At 47.2% G+C, this 777-nt stretch carries 1 protein-coding gene and 1 pseudogene; both read right to left on the reverse strand.

The genetic code is table 11. The features are described from left to right. The coding region (locus ACFINM_RS09815) for a phage tail protein (protein WP_375641361.1) at positions 1-410 on the reverse strand (410 nt) is incomplete at its 3' end. A 13-nt stretch (positions 411-423) separates the two neighbouring features. Further along, positions 424-777, reverse strand: a pseudogene (locus ACFINM_RS09820) (phage tail tape measure protein); the annotation flags it as partial.

The following is a 777-nucleotide window of genomic DNA, read 5'->3' on the forward strand; positions in this document are numbered from 1 at the left end:
TTTCCGCCATTAAAAAAGGGCAAGAGCGTAATGGAATAGCGGATGCGCTGGGATTGACCAGAGCGACTGATATAGTCGTGGTCTTTTGTGATACTGGTGATTACTACGGGTCCATGGAGAAGGACACTATAGGTCGTATCATTAATCCAACGAAGCATCTGGACCGGCTTTGCTCTTCGGATAGTTGTAGTGATGGCATCTATCGCTACACGATCACCAAACTCTTCTGGAAACAACACCCCATGAATGGTTTTGGGATTATTGCCATAGCCGGTAAATTGCAAACTGGGTGCCTTGCCAAAACGCTCCATACAAACCCATGAGGCAGAAAACTCTTCTTCAAAGGATTGGAAATTCAGCCAGTCCACATAAAATTGATGCGGTCCTAACATCATCAAAGGATCTCTCATAGACGCCCTCCCCTCATTCTGTCCCGCCATGCAGAGCATTGGCACGTGCCCGTTGCAAAGCATGGGCAACCGCACGACCAGTGGCCATGGGTTCACGCGCCCCATTAACATGCACTGTGACATTTTGATTGTGTGTGATGGGGGAACGGTCTTTGTCTCTTTGCTCTCTCGCAGATGAATTTACAGGAGAAGCCCCCGCAAATTGCACGATGGGTTGGATGGCTGTTTTACCCCCCAAAAAACTTGGCAAAAACTCTCTTACATCAATGGAACCAATCCACCCCTTAATGCGGCTAGGCAAAGATTTACAAAAATCCATCAATTGTGAGATAGACGACATAAAGCCATCGACAATCGAATTAGCCAG

It is taken from the genome of Bartonella sp. AA168HLJHH (genome assembly GCF_042197365.1).
GTDB lineage: Bacteria > Pseudomonadota > Alphaproteobacteria > Rhizobiales > Rhizobiaceae > Bartonella.